Origin of the sequence: Musicola paradisiaca NCPPB 2511, from assembly GCF_000400505.1 — a bacterium.
Classification (GTDB): Bacteria; Pseudomonadota; Gammaproteobacteria; order Enterobacterales; family Enterobacteriaceae; genus Musicola; species Musicola paradisiaca.
In genome coordinates this window covers 2,513,714-2,532,653 of record NZ_CM001857.1, presented here as the reverse complement: position 1 = coordinate 2,532,653, position 18,940 = coordinate 2,513,714, and the positions used below count along the sequence as shown (strand labels likewise).

Genomic DNA, 18,940 nt, shown 5'->3' with positions numbered 1-18,940 from the left:
AAGTGCGGCGGTTGATGAACGAAAGACGGTAAGGGGGGGCGCCCTTACCGTCGCAGATGTTGCGTATTCCTGCTGCTGGCGAACGCGGTTATCGCAGCGTAAACACCAGCTCCCAGGGCAAATAATAGAGATTGAACACCACCATCAGCACCAACGACACATAGGTGGCCGCCATACCGGAACGCCGCCAACCGAACTCCCGATGCCGCAAACCATAGTAATGACACAGCCGACCCAGCATCAGCAGAATGCCGCACAGATGAACCATGGCGTTTAAGGCGCCGTTCATCTCCATCAGCACCAGCATAATGGCGCCGATAGGGATGTATTCCACTGCGTTACCGTGGACGCGGATCGCGGTTTGCAGTTCATAAAAACCGCCATCGCCATACGCCACACGGTACTGCATCCGCAGCTTCACCACATCTATCGACAATTTGATTAACAAGATTGCGCCGAGTACCACATAGAGCGCACTGACCATATTACACTCCACTCCCTGACCAAACATGTCCGCAGCGCCGAAAGCCGGGGCGTCGGACTGACACCGCATAAAACAGGCGCGCACATTGTAGGTGATTTTTCGTGGAGAAAGGAGTCATCCCGGCGGCTCTGGCGTAATAAAAATCGACATGCTCAAACAGGCGGCCCGCGCATCTGCAATGCGAAATATGGCGGATATCAATGCCGGCTAACCCGCCTCTCGATGCCATTTTTATCTTCGTTTAGAAATAACATTATTCACCGACAGGTGGATTCACCGGGGTAAATTCAGAATGACGTTGTTAATGATGAAAAGGAGATTTTTATTTTATTGTTAATTCTGTTGTGATCATGTTGGGAAATAATGGCTGTAATATCATGCAATAAAAATAAGAAAATCCTATGGTAATAAATAAACTATTCATCACGAATAAACGCGCAATGTTTAAAAAACGACATGATAAATAAAATATTGCTGCTTTTAATGCGAGTAATACCCAGATGCTTATTGTGATTTATTGATTATACGGGATGGAATAAATAGACGCCTAAGTAATGATTAATGACGAATGTATGAATTATAAAAATACGCTTGACTCGTTTTTTGAATAAGAGTATCAAATTCAGGCTGGTAATATGCGTATTGGATGGCTATTTTTATTCAGTGATTTTTACGTGATGATTTCTTATGCGATGAGTGTTTTTGCGTGATCATCGTTTTTATTTAACAGCCATTTTTATTAAATGGCTATGTTCGTTAAATGGCTGTATTTATCAAATGGCCATTAAATGGCTGTGGTTATTAAATAGCTGTAGTTATTAAATAGCTGTGGTTATTAAATGGATGGTTATCTTTCATCTTTCGTCTTGATTTATTAGGAATGGTTGCATGAAATTGTGCGATATAGGAAATACGGCACTAGTGGAACTATCAAATTTAGCGTTCAATGGGAATAGGTTGTTTGCTAAATGTGAATTCCAGAATCCGACCGGTAGTCATAAAGACAGGACGTTTCTGCATATTATTAATACGCTTGAACGCGAAAATAAAATCGCCCCAGGAATGACGCTGGTTGATTGCTCCACGGGAAATGGCGGCGCAGCGTTAGCGTGGATAGGGCAGCAGAAAGGCTATCGTGTGGTTGTGTTCATGCCTGAAGGTATGACGGCGGAACGGCTTGAACAGATCAGAATGTTTGGCGGCACCGTCGTAGAAACCCCCAAGGAGAAATTTCTGAATGGGTCGGTTGAAGCCGCCCTTAACTATGTTGAGACCAACCAGAATACGTTTTATCTCAATCAGGCTGGGACGACGTTAAATATGAAAGCATGGTTTTCCTGCGGCCAGGAAATTATTGCTCAGTTACGAGAAAAAGACGTAAGCCCTGATTATTTTGTCTGCTCAATTGGCACCGGGGGAACATTCTCCGGCATCGCTAAGGTTTTAAAACAAGCATACCCTGATATTAAAACGATAGGGATTGAAGTGGATAAATCAGCCCCTGTCTATGCGAAAAGGAAGGGCATCACGTTTAAGCACCATAGCCACAATTTAATGGGGTTGGGCGCGGGGGTATTATCGATAAATACCGATTTGGATTTAATCGATGAAATTAAAGTGGTTAATGGCGAGCTTGCCTGGGAGAGAATGCGGGCGTTTATCGACAGCAATGGATTGGGTATCGGCCCTACGTGTGGTTCGAATATTGTGATGAGCGAAAGCTTGATGGAAGATATCCATAATAAAATCATAGTTACATTATTTTTTGACAGCGCCTGGAAGTATAAGAGCCGCTGGGATGGTATTTATCCGGAATATTCAAAGTAAGGACGATGGCATGTTATTAAAGGAAATTTATACCCAAGCCAGAGTGGTGAATTCAGGGAAGTCGTTGACGACGGTGAATGAGTTTACTGACCAACTCCCGGCATTAAGGCCACAGGTGCTTATGGAAGTGGCGTATGAGATATTAAAACACCTCAATATCGATTTTGACAAAATCATTACGGAAGAAGATAAAGGCGCACCTTTAGCGACCACTCTATCATTGCTGACCGGGAAGCCGTTAGCCATGGCGAGATGGTATCCCTATAGTCTTAGCGAGCTTAATAATAATGTCGTTGAGATTAAATCAGAATATTTTGAAGGGAAAATGTATTTGAATGGTATTAATCAAGGCGACCGCGTTATTGTGATTGATGATACCTTAAGTACAGGGGGCGCCGTGATCTCATTAGTCAATGCGGTCGAAAATGCAGGCGGGAAAATTGAAAAGATCATTTGTGCGGTAGAAAAAATACAAAACCACGGGCGGGAAAAAGTCAGAACACAAACCGGTCATGAGATTACGTCTATTTTGAAGATCCATGTCACAGCAGATAAAGTCACTGTGGTGAAATGATGAAGTATAGCAATGAGGAAGCATTAGATAACTATCTGGGAATCAAAGCGTCGGTTGAGGCGGTTTCCAGAGCGGCGAGGTTGTTGGTGGTGTCTAAATTCCACACCATGGATAAAATACAGCCATTAATCCATGCAGGCCACCGCTGTTTTGGGGAAAGCCGGGTTGATGAAGCGATAAATAAATGGGACGCACTCAGAAATCAATATGAGGATCTGGAGTTACATTTTATTGGTGGTTTACAATCGAGAAAAGTCGCCAAAATTGTAGAGTTTTTTGATGTGATTCAATCTGTCGATAGAGCGTCGTTAGCTGACAAGATCTCATCCTGCGCAAAATCGCTGGGTAAAACGCAAAAAATATTTATCCAGATAAATATCGGCGATGAGCCACAAAAAAGCGGCGTCAGTGTTAATGACTTTGACGATGTGTTTGCTCATGTCTCCCGTCTGGATAATATCTGTATTGAAGGGGTAATGTGTATACCGCCTAACGAAAAGGATGTCAGTGTCTATTTCAGTCAGATGAGCGCTATTACTGAGAAATACCATTTCCCACAATTAAGTATGGGAATGAGTAATGATTATAAACTCGCGTTGTGCTATAACTCGACGATGGTTCGGGTTGGTAGCGCCATATTTGGCGAAAGGTCATAACGCATGAATAAGAATAGCGTGCTCATCGGGGTGGTTTTTGGGGTGGTCTTTTGCATCATTAGTGCGGCTTTTGATGTTTTCGTGGCGAATATCACCCAGCGCCTGAATCCAGCTGTATTCATTGTTTATTGTTTTATATTGTCAATGGCGTTTTTTATTACGCTGTCGGTGGTAAAGAACCGCCAGGGTTATCTCCAAAAAGTCAAAACCAGCATTCCGCTCCTGTTGTGGGTGAATGTTGCCGTGTTGCTTAATTGGGGCGGGTTGATTATTTCGCTGAAATACCTTGAACCGGCGGTGGTCGGGATCGCTTCCGTTGCCTGTGGGCCGGCATTAACCATTATTATTTCACGCTATTTCATCACCGGGGCCTCGACGCCAACCAAGCTGGAATCCGTTGTCGCATGGGCGGTGATGGCCGGTGTCATTGCGATGCTTCTCAATTCCTATCTGGGAAAAAGCGGGGTGACGAATACGACGCATCTTGAACGAACCATCGGGATTATCTGTGTGATATCCAGCGCAATCGGCACGGTTCTGTATACCTTTTTCTCAAAAGATTTAAGTCAAAAGCGCTGGAAATCCTATGAGATATTAGGGTTTAGAAATGTGTTAATGCTATTTTCCGCGTTGGTTTATTGCTCGGTGAGTCAAATTTCACTATGGCCAGGCACTGATCTCTTTATGATCGTCCTGGCGTTGTCGGTTATCGGGCATATTATTCCTATCTTTTTGATACAGAGCTCCATCAGTGTTCTGGATCCGATACATGTGTCTTTATTGTTGTTGCTGCTGCCGGTCTTTACATTAGCCTTTCAGTTTATTGATCAACGTATTTTTATCTCCTGGGAAAGTATTACTGCGGTCGTCGGCATCCTTATTTTACTGGTGGTGTTAGGGGCAAGTAAATTTCAGATGGGCAATAAACAGGAGGCAAAATGAAAAAAGTGGCGGTGGTCGATGGTTTTTCATCGGGAAAATTTATTGCTAAAGAATTACACCATAGAGGCTGTGAGCTGGTTCATATTTCATCCAGCGCGCAGCTGGATGATTATTATTATAATGGTTTTGATTTTTCTATTTATGAAAACGCACTGGTTCATGATGTTATGGATCAAACGCTGGCCTTTATTAAGAAATTCGGCGCCGAGGTTATTATCGCTGGCGCTGAAAGCGGCGTGATGTTAGCAGACCAATTAAATCATGCGTTGGCGCTGCCTTATCAAAATGATTTTGCCAAAACGTCGGCGCGACGCAATAAATTCGATATGATCGAAACACTCCGGGCGGGCGGCCTGAAAGCGGCGCAGCAAATAGCCGTCAGTACATGGCAAGATGCACAAGCATGGCTTGATGCTCAACATTATCCGGTCGTGTTAAAACCGCTGGAAAGTGCAGGTTCGGACGGCGTGTTTATTTGTAATAGCCGTGAAGAGACACAACGCGCATTTGAGCAAATATCCAAAAAGAAAAATAAGCTTAATATTATTAATGAGGCAGTTCTTTTTCAGGAATATCTGAAGGGGACTGAATATGTGGTGAATTTTGTGTCGCTCGCCGGGAATATTCTGGTGACGGAAATGGTTAAGTATCATAAGAAAAAGCTGGATTCAGGCAATATTGTTTACGATATCGATGAAATTATTGATGCGTCTTATCCGGAATTCAACGCGCTGGCGGACTATACCCGAGGTGTGTGCGCGTGTCTGGGGATTAAAAACGGCCCCAGCCATGCCGAAGTCATGCTAACGGCCGATGGGCCTTGTCTGGTTGAAATTGCGGCCAGAAGCGACGGCATCTTACGGCCCGATGTCGCGTGCGTCACCACGGGGCTTGGTCAACTCCTCGCAACCGCGATAGCGATTACCGACCCTGAAAAATTTATGGCGCTGACGGTTGCGCCCTATTATCGGCTGAAAAACCATTCCTTTAATGTCTGCCTGATCAGCCCTGAACAGGCTGTTTTCGCACCGGATGGGTCTGTGTCGCAGTTGCAGACATTGGGCTCGTTCAAAAAAGTGGAAATGTATGTCGCTGACGGCAATAACGTCGAGCAGACTAAAGATGTTTTCAGCCAGCCTGGCACCGTCTACTTAGTCAGCCACCAAAAAGAGCAACTCTGGCAGGATTACGCAACCATTCGCGGGCTGGAATCCGCCGGGGCTTATTATCAACACGCCTGAGATGACAAGCCTGGAACGACATGTCTGATACTACGCACCTGGGACTACGCGCCTGATATCACCACGGCCTGATATCACCACCGCTTGAATGTGACGGGTGGCAACCCGGCATGAATATACGGAGAACGGCGTGGCGGGCATGTTGCTCCGACGCCGCTCGGTTTCCCCGTGAAGCCCCTTCGCAAGCCGACCGGGAGGGCGCGAAATCCTGCATTGTGGCGCCGTTGCGTCGCTACCGGTCAAAACAGCGACGACTGCTGCGGCCAGTCCGGGCAGGGCGGCAGGCCGGGAATGGCGGCATCGAGCTGCGGCCATAACGCTTGCGCCAATGCCGGCGCGCTGGCGGTACCGGCGGTATGGATGAACAGATAGGGGGAATGCGCCCGCCATGCTGCCAGTTTGTCGATCCAGGGCGTGAACCAGCGCAGGTTGTCCGCCGGGTCTTCATTGCCGATAAAACGGATCAGCGGTTCGTCGGCGGTACGAACCACATGCAACGGCACCTTCGGTTTTTTACGCTGGGCGTCCCGCAACGCATCGCTGGTGGGTTGCGCGTGATGAACCGGTCTGCTGTCCATGATCACCCGGTTGATACCACGCTGATGCAATCCCTGATTCAGGTGCCTTTCGGCATCCCCCTTGGCGAAAAACAGCGGATGACGCACCTCCACGCCGTAGCTGAACCCCGTCGGCAACGCCGCCATAAATTGCCACAGCACCTCTAGCTGATCCGGGCCGAACGCCGCCGGTAACTGAAGCCAGAGCTGCCCCAGCCTTGGGCCGAGCGGTTCGATGCAGCGGAAAAACTCCGCCACCGGCTGCTGGCAGTGGCGCAGCGCGGCCTGATGGCTGATAACGGCGGGGAATTTGAAACAGAAGCGGAATGCATCGTGCGTCATGTCACGCCAGCGCAGTACCGACTCGGCGGCGGGCAGGGCGTAAAAGGTGGTGTTGCCTTCGACGCAGTTGAAATAACGGGCGTAATCCGCCAGGTCGTGCAAACCCAGTCGGCTCCATGCCGGGTGCTGCCATTGCGGTAAACCGATGTACATAACGTTCCGTTCCGAGGGTTTCTGAGGTGTTGCTCGAATGTAACAGGTTGATGGCATCATACCCCGCAATTGTGTAGCCGGCAGCCAAACGCAGGAAAAAAACAAAAAAGTGTGTGCGGGGCGGCGTACAGACCGCTACCATCGTATTTATTGCGAGGGGGAAATGCCTTTATAATGTTCCCCTTTTTTTATTGGACACAACTCCAGAAAAATCATGCCGACCAGCCTGACAGCCTCAATTCGCCGCCGACAGGCGCGCGTGATGGGATCGGCGGCGGTGTAAAAGGACATCGTAATGCGTACTGAATATTGCGGGCAGTTGAATTTGTCCCACGTGGGCCAGGAAGTAACGCTGTGCGGCTGGGTTAACCGCCGCCGTGATCTGGGTGGTTTGATCTTCATTGACATGCGCGACCGCGAAGGTCTGGTGCAGGTGTTCTTCGACCCGGATCGTCAGGATGCGTTCACGCTGGCTTCCGAGCTACGCAACGAATTCTGCATCCAACTGACCGGCACCGTGCGTGCTCGTCCTGATAGCCAAATCAATAAAGACATGGCCACCGGCGAGGTGGAAGTGTTTGCCTCCGCGCTGAGCATCATCAACCGCGCCGAGCCGCTGCCGCTGGACTCCAACCAGAACAACACCGAAGAAGCGCGGCTGAAATACCGCTACCTGGATCTGCGCCGTCCGGAAATGGCCCAGCGCCTGAAAACCCGCGCCCGCATCACCAGCTTCGTGCGCCGTTTTATGGACAGCCACGGTTTCCTTGATATCGAAACCCCGATGCTGACCAAAGCCACGCCGGAAGGCGCCCGCGACTATCTGGTGCCGAGCCGCGTGCACAAAGGCAAATTCTATGCGCTGCCGCAGTCGCCGCAGCTGTTCAAACAGTTGCTGATGATGTCCGGTTTTGACCGCTACTACCAGATCGTCAAATGTTTCCGCGACGAAGACCTGCGCGCCGACCGTCAGCCGGAATTTACCCAGATCGACGTGGAAACCTCGTTCATGACCGCGCCGCAGGTGCGTGAAGTGATGGAAAAACTGGTGCGCGAACTGTGGCTGGAGATCAACGGTGTGGATCTGGGCGACTTCCCGATCATGACCTTCGCCGAAGCCATGCGTCGCTTTGGTTCCGACAAACCGGACTTGCGTAACCCGCTGGAACTGGTGGACGTCGCTGACCTGCTCAACGATGTCGATTTCAAAGTGTTCTCCGGCCCGGCCAACGATCCAAAAGGCCGTGTGGCGGCGATTCGCGTGCCGGGCGGCGGCCAGCTGAGCCGTAAGCAGATCGACGAATACGCCAAGTTCATCGAAATCTACGGCGCCAAGGGGCTGGCTTATATCAAGGTCAACGAGAAGGCCAAAGGGCTGGAAGGCGTGCAGAGCCCGGTCGCCAAGTTCCTCAGTGAGGCGGTTCTGGCGGCGTTGCTGGATCGCACCGCGGCGCAGGACGGGGATATCCTGTTCTTCGGCGCCGACAGCGCCAAAGTGGTGACGGATGCATTGGGCGCGCTGCGTCTGAAACTGGGGCGCGACCTGAAAATTACCAACGAAAACAGCTGGCAGCCGCTGTGGGTCATCGACTTCCCGATGTTTGAAGACGACGGCGAAGGCGGCCTGGCGGCGATGCACCATCCGTTTACCGCCCCGCGCGATATGGCGCCGTCCGAGCTGGCGGCCAACCCGACCGCCGCTATCGCCAACGCCTACGACATGGTGCTGAACGGCTACGAAGTCGGCGGCGGTTCAGTGCGTATTCATCACGGTGAGATGCAGCAGACGGTGTTCCGCATTCTCGGCATCGACGAACACCAGCAGCGCGAAAAATTCGGCTTCCTGCTGGACGCGCTCAAGTTCGGTACCCCGCCGCACGCCGGTCTGGCTTTCGGGCTGGATCGTCTGGTGATGCTGCTGACCGGCACCGACAACATTCGCGATGTTATCGCCTTCCCGAAAACCACCGCGGCTGCCTGTCTGATGACCGAAGCGCCGAGCTTCGCCAATCCGGCGGCGTTGGAAGAGCTCTCCATCGCGGTGGTGGGCAAGGGCAAAGCGGCGCAGGATGCCGCCGAGAATGGCTCAGAGAATCATTGAGATGAACTATAAGCGCCCCGTATCGGTTCTGGTGGTGATTTACGCCCGTGATACCGGCAGGGTGCTGATGCTTCAGCGCCGTGATGACCCAAGCTTCTGGCAATCGGTCACTGGCAGTCTGGAGGCGGGCGAAACCGCAAGGTGTGCCGCGCTGCGTGAAGTAAAGGAAGAAGTCGATATCGATATCGCCGCCGAGGCGTTGCCGCTGATTGACTGCCATCGCAGTGTGGAATTCGAGCTTTTTGCTCATTTAAGACGTCGCTACGCGCCGGGCGTAACGCACAATCTGGAGCACTGGTTCTGTCTGGCGTTGCCAACAGAACGTGAGGTGATCATCAGTGAACACCTTGCTTACCAGTGGCTGGATGCCCCGGCGGCGGCTCGGTTGACCATATCCTGGAGCAACCGGCAGGCGATTGAAGAATTTGTTATTTGTCCAGCCTGACCTTCGTGGCACCCGCGTGATGTTAAGGCGGCGACCGGGCGGAACGTCGGTGGTTTATCAAAACACACCGGGGTAAGCGACGGAACCGACGCAACAATCGCGTGGGGGATCACGGGGATACAGGCCTTTTTCGGAGATTTTTATGGCAGGTCATAGTAAGTGGGCCAACACCAAACATCGTAAAGCGGCGCAGGATGCCAAGCGCGGCAAGATTTTCACCAAAATTATTCGTGAGCTGGTGACGGCGGCCAGGCTGGGCGGCGGCGATCCCGGCTCCAACCCGCGCCTGCGCGCCGCTGTCGATAAAGCGCTGACCAACAACATGACGCGCGACACCCTGAACCGCGCCATCGCCCGCGGCGTGGGCGGCGATGATGACGCCAACATGGAAACCATCATTTATGAAGGCTACGGCCCCGGCGGTACCGCCGTGATGGTGGAATGTCTGAGCGATAACCGTAACCGTACCGTGTCCGAAGTGCGTCATGCGTTTACCAAATGCGGCGGCAACCTCGGTACCGACGGCTCGGTAGCCTATCTGTTCAGCAAGAAGGGCGTGATCTCCTACGCACCGGGCCTGGACGAAGACACCCTGATGGATGCGGCGCTGGAAGCGGGCGCTGACGACGTGCTCTCCTTCGACGACGGCGCGATCGATGTCTTCACGCCGTGGGAAACCTTCGGCCAGGTGAAGGATGCGCTGGACGCCGCCGGGTTTGTGGCTGAATCCGCCGAAGTCTCCATGATCCCGTCCACAAGGGCGGATATGGATGCGGAAACCGCACCGAAACTGATGCGGCTGATCGATATGCTGGAAGACTGCGACGACGTGCAGGAGGTTTACCACAACGGTGAGATCTCCGACGAGGTAGCGGCGCTGCTGTAATGGCGTGCGATCCCTGCCACGGTGAACCGGGAGCGTGACGATGAGTATTATTCTCGGCATTGATCCCGGTTCGCGCATCACGGGGTATGGCGTGGTGCGTCAACAAGGCCGGCAAATCAGCTACCTTGGTAGCGGTTGTATCCGCACGGTGGTGGACGACATCCCCGGCCGGTTAAAGCTGATTTTTGCCGGCGTCAGCGAAATCATTACCCAATTCCAGCCGGACTGCGTGGCGATTGAACAAGTGTTCATGGCGCGTAACGCCGACTCGGCGCTCAAGCTGGGCCAGGCGCGCGGCGCGGCGATAGTCGCGGCGGTTAACCAGTCGTTACCGGTGTTTGAATACGCCGCCCGGCAGGTGAAGCAGACGGTGGTCGGCACCGGGGCGGCGGAGAAAAGCCAGGTGCAGCACATGGTGCGCTCGTTGCTGAAACTGCCCGCCAACCCGCAGGCGGACGCAGCGGATGCGCTGGCCATCGCCATCACCCATTGCCATTTCAGCCAAAACCTCACCCGTATCGGTAGCGACCGGCTGACGCTGGCGCGCGGTCGATTGCGTTGATAGTCGATGGCGTTGACGGTCGATGTTCCTCGCTATCCCCTCGGCGCCGTGGGCGTCGCTCGTCAGGTCAGGGGCGAGGCCCGATCATCGGTTTCCCATCGGCCGCCATGCGCGGCCGCTTTTCAGCAGCGCTATTTCGCCTGTTCCAGGTTCAGCACCGTGCGGGCATTGCTGGCGCTGGTGGCGATCACATCGATAATCCCGGAGCGTAAAGCCGCCAGTATCGCGGTGGCCTTGGTATTCTCGGCGGCGATGGCGATGACGCAGGGGATTTTGCGCAACTGTTCCGGGCTGAGCCCAATCACCCGGTCGTTCATCACGGTGTCCACCGGCGTGCCCTGCATATCGAGGAAAGAATAACCGGCGATATCGCCGACAACGCCCTGTTCCTGGCGTGCGGTGATGATCTCCTGCGAGGTAAACCAGCCCAGTTGCACCATAAAACTGTTTTCGTTCATGTCCCCCAACCCCACCAGCGCGATGTCCGCCTTGCTGGCGCGATCCAGCGTTTCGCTAATCAAGCGGTTCTGCATGAAGGCGGCTTTCATCGCTGAGTTTTCCACGTAGGCCGGGGCGTACAGGGTTTCGCTGCTGGCGTTGAACTTGCGCGCCAGATGCCGGCTGATGTGGTCGGCGTCGATCAGCTCGCCGTCGCGTTTGGTGCCGCCGATGCCGCAAATGAACCTGCACTGCCGTTCGGGAAAGACGCCGACATGGCTGGCGACGGCGGCGACGTTGCGGCCTTGCCCCACCGCAACCGTCATGCCGTTTTTGATGATGCTGGACAGGTAGGTGGAAACCAACGACGCCACCTGCTGACGTTGTTCTTCTTCATCGTGATGGTCGAGGGCGATCAGCGCGCGTTTGATGCCGAAACTCCGGATGAACTGCTGTTCGATCTGCGAACTGAAAACCGGGTGGTAGCGCACATTGATTTCGACGATACCTTCCGCGCGCGCGCGTTTCAGCAGGCGCCCGACCTTGATGCGGGAGATACCGAAACGGCTGGCGATCTCTTCTTGCGTCTGTTCGTTTTCGTAATAGGCGACGGCAATTTCCGTCAGCAGTTCGCTGTCTGAATCGAATTCACTCATGGGTTAACTCGCCATTGTAGGGTTGCAGTGAGGCACCAGGTCGTGTCTCGCCATTATTCCTTCGCCGACCGCCATCGACAGGGGCCGGCGTGCAGGATCCTTCTGACTGAATGTGGGCTGCGGCTCACGCGGGCGACGACATGTGCAATGACGCCGGTGCAGCGCCAACGCAGGCGCGACGGTAGGTTTAACGTTCCCGCCACGTCGCGGCGTTGTGCGCCAATCGACAAAAACCCTCAGCGTCCCATGCCGAGCGGCCGATGAATAATCCATCGATATCAGGGCATTGGATCAGCGCCGAACTATTATGCGGATTTACGCTGCCACCGTACAGCAACGTCACGTTTTCCGCCGTGTCCGGGCCGTAGGTATCCGCCAGCGCCTGCCGCAGGGCGCGGTGTATGGTTTGCGCTTCATCGGCCGTCGCCGGGGTGCCGCCGTCGCCGATCGCCCACACGGGTTCATACGCGATGATCACCTGTTCAACCTGCGGGCGCGCCAGCCCGGCCAGGGCGATTTTCATCTGACGCACGACGGTTTCAATCGAGACCCCCCAGCCTTTTTCCTGCGCGCTGTCACCGACGCACACCAGCGGCCGTAGCTGATAGCGTAGCGCGGCCTGTACTTTTTTTCTGAATATCCGCGTCATTTTCGGCAAAGTCGCGCCGCCGTTCCGAATGGCCCAGCTCCACCAGCGTCGCACCGCAGTCGCGCACCATGGCCGGTGAGATTTCCCCGGTCCAGGCGCCGGCATCGGCATAGTGCATGTTCTGGGCGCCGGTCAGGCAGTTGACGCCGCCCTGACGCAAGCGCGTCGTCACCTCACGAATCAGGGTAAAAGGGGGGATGACGAATGGCTGGATGTGGGGGCCGGCCGCCGCATTGAGCCGATTAACCAACACATCGCAATAGGCGTTGGCCTCTTCCAGGGTTTTGTTCATTTTCCAACTGGTGCCCAGCATCAGGTTTCTCATTAATCACTCCCGTTATCACTATTCGTCTGCGGTGAGGGTAACAAAAGTCCTTATCGCGTTACTTATAATCATGACCAAAACAAATGTTCGATCACACATTTCTCCGGTCAAGGATATTTCTGTATGAAACGTGACCTTATTCAAGGTTATTTGTTTTTCTTACCGTAAACTGCCACCTAACAAAAGTTATTTAAGTGAACATATGAACATTTGGTTGTTCTGGCCATATGAAAAAGGTGAAAAATATGTCGGTTGATAACAAACCTGTTGTTGATAACAAACCTGTCGTAGCCCTTACCATCGGCGACCCGGCGGGCATTGGCCCGGAAATCTCCGTCGCCACCATGATGAATCAAGCGGTGTATGAGGAGTGCCGGCCGTTTTTGATCGGTTCAGTGCCGATCATCCAACGGGCGATGGCCATCTGGAACTGCGACTTCGCCATCAACGTGATTCACTCGCCGGCCGAAGCCCGCTTCACCTGGGGAACGCTGGATGTGCTGGAGACCGGCGACTACGACTGCGACAGCATCGTCTGGGGGAAAGTGCAGAAACTGGCCGGCCAGATGTCGCTGGATTACGTGATGAAATCCATCGCGCTGGGCATGGCCGGCGAGATTGACGTGGTCTCCACCGCGCCGATCCATAAAGAAGCCATCAAACTGGCGGGCTGCAAGCTGCCCGGCCATACCGAGATCTATCAGGTGGAAACCGGCTCCGATTACGGTCTGACCATGTTCCATGTGCAGAAACTGCGCGTGTTCTTCGTCAGCCGTCATATGGCGCTGAAAGACGCCTGCGACTATGCCAACAAAGAACGGGTACTGGCCTGCGTACAGCAGATCCACCATGAATTCACCGCGCTGAATATCCCGCAACCACGCATCGCGGTCGCCGCGCTCAACCCCCATGCGTCTGACAACGGGCTGTTCGGGCATGAGGAGAAAGACAACCTCATTCCGGCGGTTCAGGCGGCGCAGGCGCTCGGTATCAATGCGATCGGGCCGGTTCCGGCCGACTCGGTTTTCCACCAGGGCAAACTGGGGCATTACGACGCGATCCTTTCTCTCTACCACGATCAGGGGCATATCGCCTGCAAGACGCTGGACTTCGAGCGCTCGGTCACTATCACCTTCGGCCTGCCGTTTATGCGCAGCTCGGTTGACCACGGCACGGCGTTTGATATCGCCGGTACCGGCAAGGCCGGCACCGTCAGCATGCTGGAGTCAACGCTGGTGGCGGCACGCTACTGGAAGATGAAACACCGATAACCGCAGGCAGGTACCCGCAAGCCGGGTACACGCCTTCCTGAGCAAGGAGAACCGCATGAAACGTTATCTGGAAATTACCCGCGGCAGCAAAGGCTGGGGCGGGCCCTTGAGCCTTGAAGTAACGGCGGGGAAAAAGATTGCCTATATCACCGGAGGTATTCGCCCGGCGGTGGTGGATCGCTTGATGGAGTTGACCGGCTGGGACGCGGTGGACGTGTTTAAGCACGGCGAACCGGAGGAGCAGGAGATCGGGCTGGTGGTGATCGATTGCGGCGGCACGCTGCGCTGCGGCCTGTACCCCAAACGCGGCATTCCCACCATCAACCTGCACCCCACCGGCAAAACCGGGCCGCTGGCGGCGTTTATCCGTGACGATATTTACGTGTCCGGCGTCACGCCGGCCGGGGTGCAACTGCGCAGCGAAGGCGGGCAGGGCGACCGGCTGGGCATCGTGGCGGATGACCTGACCGGCGCGACCACCGTCGGGGTGTTGCTGGCGCGCAGCGGCATCAGAACCGCGGCCTTTTTTGACGCGGATTCCTTCGACGCCTGCGATTCAGACTGGCAGGCGATGGTGATCAGCAGCAATAGCCGGCCACTGCCGAAAGCGGAAGCGCAACAATTGGTGCGCCAGGCCACGCTGTCGTTGCAGGCGCGCGGGGCGCGCTACTTCACCAAGCGCGTCGATACCACGCTGCGCGGCGGCATTGGCTATGAAATCGATGCCATGCTGGAGGTGTTGCCGCAGGAAACCGTGGCGGTCGTCGTGCCGGCGATGCCGCAATCGCGTCGGATTCTGGTGGGCGGCTACTCGGTCATCGACTCGGTGGCGCTGTCGTGCACCGATGTGGCTAAAGACGTGCGCACCCCGGTGACGGAAACCTTTGTGCCGGAACTGCTGGCCGCGCAGACGCACCACCACGTCGGCCACATCGCGTTATCCTGCGTGCTCAAGGGGTACGACGCGGTCAGCCAGGCGCTGAGCCAGTTGCAGCAAAACGGCTCGCGCATCATGGTGGTGGATGCCATCTCATTGGCGGATGTCGAAACCATCGCCCGGGCGGTGACGCTGCTGAACTGGAACGTACTGGCGGTGGATCCGGGGCCGTTTACCGAACGGCTGGCCTGGGCGCGGGAGATGATCCGCGATGAACCGCGCCCGGAAGCAACGCCGGTGCCGGTGAGCCAACAGCAAGGGTCGGTGGTGGTGGTGGCGGGCAGCGCCACGCCCGTGACCAAACGCCAGCTAACCCGGCTGATCGAACAGGACGCGCGCGTGTGCCATATCCCGGTGGATGCGGAACTGCTGATTGACCGGGAACACTCGGCCGAGATTGAAGTGCAGCGGGTGGTGCGTCAGGCGCAGGAGTGCGTGCGCACACATCGCAATGCCATTTTCGTGTTCGAATCGGCGCTGACCGGGCGGTTGCTGGATTTAGCACAGGAGGAGCAACGCTTTGGGCTGGCGCACGGGCAGGCGGCCGACAATATCAACCGTGGGCTGGGGGATATCGTCCGGGCGGTGCTGGATGCCGGCGGCGGCGAAATTCGCGGGTTGTACATGACCGGGGGCGACACCATGGTGAACGTGCTCAGACGATTGGGCGCCAGCGGCATCGAAATGGTGGATTACGTGATACCGCAGACCGATTTGGTCAGGATCATCGGCGGTGATTACAACGGGTTGGTGTGCGTCGGCAAAGGCGGGCTGACCGGCTCGGATGAGGTGATTCATACCATCGTTGAACATATTTATCGCGAAGCGACGCAGTAACATAGCTGAAAAATAACCTATCCGCGGGTGAATAGTTCGGTATTGATTCAGTGCGCGGATACCCTGAGCCTATTTTTCGCTATGCGTATTATTCAGGATATGGGCCGAATCTATTTAATAAAAATAGGCCTGATGTGACTCTACCCTACAAAAGAGAAACACCATGAAAAATATAAATCTGTTTGACAAGATGAATAAGTTCCCCGGCGGGTTGATTATTATTCCATTAATCCTTGCCATATTAATTAATACCTTTTTCCCGTCGATGTTAAAAATAGGCGGCCCGACGACGGCATTATTTAAAGCCGGTTCCAGCGCGATGATGGGGATATTCCTGCTGATTTGCGGCGCGTCGATCAATATTCGCCAAGCCGGGCTGCCGTTATATAAAGGCGCAGTCTTGTTGATGCTGAAATTTGCCGCCGGCGCGCTGGCGGTGTGGATTATGGGCGCCATGTTCGGGCCGGCGGGCTTCGTCGGTATTTCTACGCTGGCGTTGGTGGCCTGTATTACCAGCTCCAACAGCTCGTTGTATATCGCGCTGTGCAGCAACTATGGCGACGCCAGCGACGCCGGGGCCATTTCCGTGTTCTGCATCAAGGATGGGCCGTTCGTCACCATGGTGGTATTGGGGGTCAGCGGGTTGGCCAATATTCCGTTCGAGGCGTTGCTGTCGATGCTGGTGCCGCTGCTGGTCGGGATGATGTGGGGCAATATTGATGAGAAATTCAAACAGTTGTGCGCCGCCTCCCAGCCGCTGATCATCATCATCATGTCGTTTGCGATCGGCGCCAACTCCAGCATGAATACGGTGTTCAGCGCCGGGCTGTCCGGCATCCTGTTAGGCGGCATTTCCGCCCTGACCGCGATTGTCTTCTACTTCTTGTACAACCTGTTTTTGAAGAAGAAAACCGCACTCGGCGCGGCGCTCGGCACCACGGCGGCCAGTTCGGCCTTGACGCCGGCGATGGTGGCCCAGGCAGACCCGACGCTACAGGCATTCGTTGATGCCGCCACCGCGCAACTGGCGACCGCCAGCATCATCACCATGCTCACCGCGCCGGTGCTGGTGGCCTGGTTTGACAAGCGCCTGCGTAAAACCGATGCCGAAGCGCCGGCAACGCAAGCGGCGGGGCAGCCGTTCAACTCGCCGGCGGATAAAGCGAAATGAGGGGGCAGGAATGAGACATGTCGTGTGGCAAGCGACGATCCGCGCCGTCGGTCAGGAGGCGGAGGCGATGCGGCAGGACAATCGCGTGATTCTGTTCAGCGATTGCGTGCCGCCGGATCTGGGGGCGTACTGCCTGCTGCATCAGGATGATGAATGGTTCCAGCCGCTGGCGGTGGATCAGCAGTTGGAATTAGACGGCAAGAATTATGTGATTACCGCCGTCGGCGATGTCGCCAACCATAATTTACGCGAGCTGGGACATATCACGCTGTTATTCGACGGCAGTGCCACGGCGGAATTACCGGGGACGGTACATGTTAAGGGGAATATACCGGATAAATTACCGGGTTCAGGAAATATCATTATTTCTGAACCGTGCTGAAAATTCGACTGAATTAAAATTTCATTAATCTGAAGTAAGGATGTTAATCATGAAACCAATCGCCATTGGTGCGGATGACGCTGCGTATGAATTACGCAGTACCATTACGAATTATCTCGATTCGCTCAATATTCCCTGGGTGGATTTCAGCAGCGATAAAAATGCGGATAACCGTTATTACCCGGATGTGGCGCACGCCGTCGCCATGTCGATTAAAGCCGGTCAGCAGGATCGCGGCATTTTAATCTGCGGCACCGGCATTGGGATGAGCATTGTGGCGAACAAAGTGCCGGGCATTCGTGCCGCGCAGTGCCACGATACGTTCTCGGCGGAGCGGGCGCGGAAAAGCAACAACGCGCAGATCGTCACGTTGGGCGCCCGGGTGATCGGCGCTGAACTGGGCAAGCAGATTATTCGCGCCTGGCTGAATGCCGAGTATGAAGGCGGCGGCTCGGCGGCGAAGGTGGAACGTATCGATTACTATCAAAATCAACATATTGCCGAATAGTCCGTCGCAAGACCTGGCGTAGGGGAATAACCATGAACCAACTGGATGCTTTAAAACAGTACACGGTAGTGGTGGCGGATACCGGCGATATCGACGCCATCCGGCAGTTCGCGCCGCAGGACGCTACTACCAATCCCTCTTTAATCCTCAAGGCGGCGCAATTGCCCCAATATCAGAGCCTAATCCGCGATGCGGTCGGGCAGGCGCAGCGGCAGGGCGGCAGTGACGCCACCCGGTTGCTCAATGCGTGTGATCAGGTGGCGGTCAACATCGGCGCGGAAGTGCTGCGGCAGGTGCCCGGCCGGGTATCGACCGAGGTGGACGCCCGCTTGTCTTGGGATCGCGGTCTGTGCGTCGCCAGAGCGCGGCGGCTGATCGCGCTGTATCAGGAACAGGGCATCGACCGCTCGCGTATTCTGATCAAACTGGCGGCGACCTGGGAAGGGATCCGCGCCTCCGAAGAGTTGGAGCAGGAGGGCATTCAATGCAACCTGACGCTGCTGTTCTCCTTTGCGCAGGCACGAGCCTGTGCGGAAGCCGGCGTCTACTTGATCTCGCCGTTCGTCGGGCGCATCTATGACTGGTATCAGGCCCACCCCGCGCAAACGTCGGCGGAGCCCGGCGACGATCCGGGGGTGGCCTCGGTGCGGCGCATTTACCAGTATTACAAAACGCACGGTTACGACACCGTGGTGATGGGGGCCAGTTTCCGCAAGAAATCGCAGGTGACGGCGCTGGCGGGCTGCGACCGGCTGACCATCTCCCCGGCGCTGCTCAACGAGCTGAAGGCGTGCGATGAACCGCTGCCGCGCCAATTGTCCGTCGAGGCGGTCAGCGAAACACGCCCCAGCCCGATGACGCAGGCGGAGTTCCTGTGGCAGCACCACGACGACCCGATGGCGGTAGACAAACTGGCGGAAGGTATCCGGCTGTTCGCCGCCGATCAGATTCGGCTGGAAAATATGCTGCATAGCCTGATGTAACGCGCCGGGAGAC

At 54.9% G+C, this 18,940-nt stretch carries 18 protein-coding genes and 1 pseudogene; 15 read left to right on the top strand and 4 right to left on the bottom strand.

What is annotated here, in order from left to right:
- Window positions 1–88 precede the first annotated feature (88 nt).
- Window positions 89–484 (bottom strand): MAPEG family protein, encoded by a 396-nt coding sequence (locus DPA2511_RS11140; RefSeq protein WP_015853863.1) that lies wholly within the window; start codon window positions 482–484, stop codon window positions 89–91.
- An 888-nt stretch (window positions 485–1,372) separates the two neighbouring features.
- Here DPA2511_RS11140 and DPA2511_RS11135 point away from each other — a divergent pair.
- Genes DPA2511_RS11135 through DPA2511_RS11115 form a run of 5 tightly spaced genes read left to right on the top strand, consistent with a single transcriptional unit; the run spans window position 1,373 to window position 5,724 of the window.
- Window positions 1,373–2,311, top strand: a complete 939-nt coding sequence (locus DPA2511_RS11135; RefSeq protein WP_015853862.1) for a cysteine synthase family protein — start codon at window positions 1,373–1,375, stop codon at window positions 2,309–2,311.
- 10 nt (window positions 2,312–2,321) lie between these two features.
- Window positions 2,322–2,885, top strand: a complete 564-nt coding sequence (locus tag DPA2511_RS11130; RefSeq protein WP_015853861.1) for a phosphoribosyltransferase family protein — start codon at window positions 2,322–2,324, stop codon at window positions 2,883–2,885.
- Window positions 2,882–3,541 carry a YggS family pyridoxal phosphate-dependent enzyme gene (locus tag DPA2511_RS11125; protein WP_015853860.1) on the top strand — a complete coding sequence of 220 codons (660 nt, stop codon included), beginning with the start codon at window positions 2,882–2,884 and terminating at the stop codon, window positions 3,539–3,541. The genes DPA2511_RS11130 and DPA2511_RS11125 overlap by 4 nt, the downstream gene beginning before the upstream one ends.
- 3 nt (window positions 3,542–3,544) lie before the next feature.
- On the top strand, window positions 3,545–4,483 hold the full coding sequence (locus tag DPA2511_RS11120; RefSeq protein WP_015853859.1) for an EamA family transporter: 939 nt from the start codon (window positions 3,545–3,547) through the stop codon (window positions 4,481–4,483).
- Window positions 4,480–5,724 (top strand): ATP-grasp domain-containing protein, encoded by a 1,245-nt coding sequence (locus DPA2511_RS11115; RefSeq protein ID WP_023638324.1) that lies wholly within the window; start codon window positions 4,480–4,482, stop codon window positions 5,722–5,724. The genes DPA2511_RS11120 and DPA2511_RS11115 overlap by 4 nt, the downstream gene beginning before the upstream one ends.
- A gap of 239 nt (window positions 5,725–5,963) precedes the next feature.
- On the opposite strand, the gene DPA2511_RS11110 is transcribed toward DPA2511_RS11115, so the two are convergent.
- Entirely contained in the window at window positions 5,964–6,776 is an 813-nt protein-coding gene (locus tag DPA2511_RS11110) for a DUF72 domain-containing protein (RefSeq protein ID WP_015853857.1), read from the bottom strand.
- A gap of 295 nt (window positions 6,777–7,071) precedes the next feature.
- Between DPA2511_RS11110 and aspS the strand changes: the two genes are divergently transcribed.
- The 4 genes from aspS (at window position 7,072) to ruvC (ending at window position 10,770) form a co-directional block, all read left to right on the top strand.
- The gene (gene aspS, locus DPA2511_RS11105; RefSeq protein WP_015853856.1) at window positions 7,072–8,877 is read left to right on the top strand and encodes an aspartate--tRNA ligase; all 1,806 of its coding nucleotides are present in this window, start codon (window positions 7,072–7,074) and stop codon (window positions 8,875–8,877) included.
- 1 nt (window position 8,878) lies between these two features.
- Entirely contained in the window at window positions 8,879–9,322 is a 444-nt protein-coding gene (gene nudB / locus DPA2511_RS11100) for a dihydroneopterin triphosphate diphosphatase (protein WP_023638323.1), read from the top strand.
- A 142-nt stretch (window positions 9,323–9,464) separates the two neighbouring features.
- Entirely contained in the window at window positions 9,465–10,208 is a 744-nt protein-coding gene (locus DPA2511_RS11095) for a YebC/PmpR family DNA-binding transcriptional regulator (RefSeq protein ID WP_015853854.1), read from the top strand.
- 40 nt (window positions 10,209–10,248) lie between these two features.
- Window positions 10,249–10,770 carry a crossover junction endodeoxyribonuclease RuvC gene (ruvC, locus tag DPA2511_RS11090; RefSeq protein ID WP_015853853.1) on the top strand — a complete coding sequence of 174 codons (522 nt, stop codon included), beginning with the start codon at window positions 10,249–10,251 and terminating at the stop codon, window positions 10,768–10,770.
- Window positions 10,771–10,901: 131 nt separating this feature from the next.
- Here ruvC and DPA2511_RS11085 read toward each other — a convergent pair whose 3' ends face one another.
- Window positions 10,902–11,864 (bottom strand): sugar-binding transcriptional regulator, encoded by a 963-nt coding sequence (locus tag DPA2511_RS11085; protein WP_015853852.1) that lies wholly within the window; start codon window positions 11,862–11,864, stop codon window positions 10,902–10,904.
- 187 nt (window positions 11,865–12,051) lie between these two features.
- Window positions 12,052–12,838 (bottom strand): annotated as a pseudogene (locus tag DPA2511_RS21600) (triose-phosphate isomerase).
- Between the two features lie 245 nt (window positions 12,839–13,083).
- On the opposite strand from DPA2511_RS21600, the gene pdxA reads away from it, so the two are divergent.
- The 6 genes from pdxA (at window position 13,084) to tal (ending at window position 18,927) form a co-directional block, all read left to right on the top strand.
- Window positions 13,084–14,109 (top strand): 4-hydroxythreonine-4-phosphate dehydrogenase PdxA, encoded by a 1,026-nt coding sequence (pdxA, locus tag DPA2511_RS11075; protein ID WP_015853850.1) that lies wholly within the window; start codon window positions 13,084–13,086, stop codon window positions 14,107–14,109.
- A gap of 55 nt (window positions 14,110–14,164) precedes the next feature.
- On the top strand, window positions 14,165–15,883 hold the full coding sequence (locus tag DPA2511_RS11070) for a four-carbon acid sugar kinase family protein (RefSeq protein WP_015853849.1): 1,719 nt from the start codon (window positions 14,165–14,167) through the stop codon (window positions 15,881–15,883).
- Window positions 15,884–16,046: 163 nt separating this feature from the next.
- Entirely contained in the window at window positions 16,047–17,054 is a 1,008-nt protein-coding gene (locus DPA2511_RS11065; RefSeq protein ID WP_015853848.1) for a 2-keto-3-deoxygluconate permease, read from the top strand.
- A 10-nt stretch (window positions 17,055–17,064) separates the two neighbouring features.
- A complete protein-coding gene (locus DPA2511_RS11060) occupies window positions 17,065–17,436 on the top strand; it encodes a PTS glucitol/sorbitol transporter subunit IIA (RefSeq protein ID WP_015853847.1) in 372 nt (123 codons plus the stop codon).
- A gap of 49 nt (window positions 17,437–17,485) precedes the next feature.
- On the top strand, window positions 17,486–17,944 hold the full coding sequence (locus DPA2511_RS11055) for an RpiB/LacA/LacB family sugar-phosphate isomerase (RefSeq protein ID WP_015853846.1): 459 nt from the start codon (window positions 17,486–17,488) through the stop codon (window positions 17,942–17,944).
- 32 nt (window positions 17,945–17,976) lie between these two features.
- Window positions 17,977–18,927, top strand: a complete 951-nt coding sequence (gene tal, locus DPA2511_RS11050; protein ID WP_015853845.1) for a transaldolase — start codon at window positions 17,977–17,979, stop codon at window positions 18,925–18,927.
- The last annotated feature ends 13 nt before the right edge of the window (window positions 18,928–18,940 follow it).